Raw genomic sequence first — 1,797 nt, 5'->3', positions numbered from 1 at the left:
GTAAAATTGCTATCTTTGCCCATGTTATTGCTGTTTTGTGGTTAAAACAAAGATAACAAAAAGGGTCGGATTCCATGCGAGGAATACGACCTTAAATTTTTTCACACTAAAAATATTTTACCGGACAGCAATAAATTGGAATAAAGCCTTCTCTTTTCCCACGTTCAAGAGATTCGTTGTAATCTTTCAAAAGTTCGTCTGAAGTCCCATTATCGTAGTATCGGCATGGACAGTCTATTACTTTTTTGAATTTCTCGACATCCTCTTTTCTTGATTCTTCGACCAAACTTTCCTCTTCCTCTGATATTGTATTATTTTTAAATGCTTTAACGACAAAAGTGATTACAACAATTGGAATACCAATTACATATGCAATTAAAATCACTATAAAGATACCTGCTACTACACCACGACTAACTCCAAGTCCTTCAAGTCCATAGCCGATTCTGAGTAGTACAGCTGAGAGAATAAGAATACAACTAATGCATGCGCATCCGTCTATGGGATTTTCTGATGGATTTTTGTTACTTTTGGTCATAATTTATTTTTAATTTCTAATCCCACCAGAAATGCCATACGGTTGATGTTCGCAGACTGTCTGCTAAAGCATGTATTGTTTGCAGACCGCTCTGCTTAACTTGGTCAAGACAGTAGGCATATTGTTCTTTTGCTAAATAAAGACTCTGTGCGTCGCTTACTGGATGTGGAACTGTCATCTCGAGAGTATCGTGCGTAATGAATGCTGGGATTGCTCCATACTGTTCGAACCAGTATCTGCCTACGTTCACAAGAGCCTTCTTGTCTGGGCAACCGTTCCAATTGCCGAACGGGAACCATGCGAACAAATGCCATGGTGCGCTGACTGGAACTTCTGCTAAAAGCGCAGGATATTCCTCGTTTGAACTTTCAAGGTATAATTCTGGAATTTCATATCCTTCGTCTGAAGGGCTGCCCAAAATCTCCTGATAATGCTCTGAATCTTCCTTATATTCTTTCAGCATTTCATCGAGCCATCTTTTTCCTTCGTATGACGATGCGTTGGCTATCAGTTCTTTGCGCATTGTGCGAATCTTTTCAATGTCAATTTCGTCGTCACATTCATGGTCGAATTCGAACATTATATCCATCAGCAAGTTGTCGTCTACAAAGATAATGAATGGAATAAATCCTTCTCTTTTTCCGCGTTCAAGAGATTCATTGTAATCTTTCAAAAGTTCATCTGAAGAGTCTGTACCGTAGAATCGGCATGGGCAGTCGATGAGTTTTTTGAATTTCTCGACCAACTCTTTGTCTTCACACTCTTCATCATCATATTCTTCTTTATCTTTTGTAGATGATGTGGGTGTTTCGTTGTTTACAACTTCGTTTAATCCGTAGGTAGTAGTACTGCCTTCTTGTTTTGTGTCGTTTTCTTCAATACTGTTCTGAAGTTCTTGCATCTTTTGTTTTGCCTTTTCTCGCTTCTCTCGTGCAGCATAGCCCGTTGGGTCGTCATCATCGTCTGAATTTGTTTCCTCTTTTGATGCTTCAATGGCAAAAAAGATTATCGCAATTGCAATAGCGACAACGATACCAATTATTGCACCAGATCCGCCTCCAAGTTTTGAAAAGCTAATGACGATTTTAGCTAGTCCTGCGATGAGAGCAATAATACTAAAAATGCATCCGCATCCTGATTGATTTTCGTTACTTTCGCTCATTTTTGTTTGATTATTAATTATTGCTGTCCTGTAAAACTCAAAAGGCAATAAAAATCCTCCCCGAAGCCCAGTAAATATGCGCCTCGGGGTCTTTTTT

General features: G+C 39.0%; 2 protein-coding genes. Both read right to left on the bottom strand.

Translation table 11 applies throughout. From position 1 onward, the window contains the following. Positions 1 to 106: 106 nt before the first annotated feature. Complete coding sequence (locus T538_RS0113750; protein WP_031534613.1) at positions 107 to 538, bottom strand: hypothetical protein; 432 nt, start codon at positions 536 to 538, stop codon at positions 107 to 109. A gap of 16 nt (positions 539 to 554) precedes the next feature. After that, positions 555 to 1,700: a DUF4253 domain-containing protein gene (locus T538_RS0113745; protein ID WP_031534611.1), complete on the bottom strand. Its 1,146-nt coding sequence runs from the start codon at positions 1,698 to 1,700 to the stop codon at positions 555 to 557. Between the last annotated feature and the right edge of the window lie 97 nt (positions 1,701 to 1,797).

Origin of the sequence: Bacteroides sp. Ga6A2 (genome assembly GCF_000702225.1) — a bacterium.
Lineage (GTDB): Bacteria > Bacteroidota > Bacteroidia > Bacteroidales > Bacteroidaceae > Ga6A1.
The sequence above is the reverse complement of the archived record's forward strand: the minus strand, read 5'-3'. Positions and strand labels throughout refer to the sequence as shown.

Bases quoted from the DNA above. Each gene is read 5' to 3' on its own strand.
- T538_RS0113745 (WP_031534611.1), bottom strand. From the start codon at position 1,700: ATGAGCGAAAGTAACGAAAATCAATCAGGATGCGGATGCATTTTTAGT.
- T538_RS0113750 (WP_031534613.1), bottom strand. From the start codon at position 538: ATGACCAAAAGTAACAAAAATCCATCAGAAAATCCCATAGACGGATGC.